This window comes from Pseudomonas sp. NBRC 111132 (genome assembly GCF_001320565.1).
In the GTDB taxonomy this organism is placed as follows: Bacteria; Pseudomonadota; Gammaproteobacteria; order Pseudomonadales; family Pseudomonadaceae; genus Aquipseudomonas; species Aquipseudomonas putida_P.
The window spans coordinates 1-738 of sequence record NZ_BCBI01000128.1 but is presented as its reverse complement, the minus strand read 5'-3'; the positions used below and the strand labels follow the sequence as shown (position 1 = coordinate 738).

Here is a 738-nt window from a genome sequence, read left to right as displayed (position 1 = left end):
GATGGTGACCTTGACCAGATCACCTTCGTTGCTGCCGCCTGGGTTGCCTGGAGTACCAGGCTCGTCAGTGACGGTAGTGCTGACCGGGGTCTTGTCCAGGGTCAGCTGTTCGAACTTGCCGACGTCGGCGCCGACAACGGTCGCGATCGACTGCACCACTGGGGGGTTGCTGCCGACGTAGACGTTGTCCGGGGCAGTCACGGTGATCGAACCGGTGGTGCTGTTGGCCGGCACGGTGATGACGGTCTTGCCGTCGCTCAACGTGAACGTCAGGGCGCCGTGGTTGTTGATCGGCAAGCCGTCTTTGTTGGTCAGCGTGATGGTGTAAGTGATCTCGCCGCCCTCGGTCACCGAAGGCGTGGCGGTCAGCTTGGCCACAACCTCACTGATGGTGTCCGAAATTTCAACAGTGGCCGGGCCACCCAAGGCCAGCTTCTCGAAGGTGGCACCCGGAACTGTAGCGTCGGTAACGCTGAGGGTGATGGAGCCGGCGTCGTGATAGACGTCATCGCCCTGAGCCGGAGTCTTGTACTCGACTTCGGTCTTGCCAGCTTCGATCGTCACTGTGTCGCCGTTCGACAGGGTTACGGTCAACGGACGGTCCAGCGCCTGGCTTACTTTCACCGTAAAGGAAGGTTGCTGGTCTTCGGTCACATTGCCATTGCTGACGATGCTTACGGTAACAGTGTCGATGCTGTCATTGATGACAGTCGAGGCTGGGGTCGGGTTCGGCGTCAA

The 738-nt window shown here is 60.3% G+C and carries 1 protein-coding gene; it reads right to left on the bottom strand.

Going from position 1 to position 738, the window contains the following annotated elements; all coding sequences use genetic code 11:
- The coding region (locus APH35_RS29135) for an immunoglobulin-like domain-containing protein (RefSeq protein WP_177335408.1) at positions 1 to 738 on the bottom strand (738 nt) is incomplete at both ends.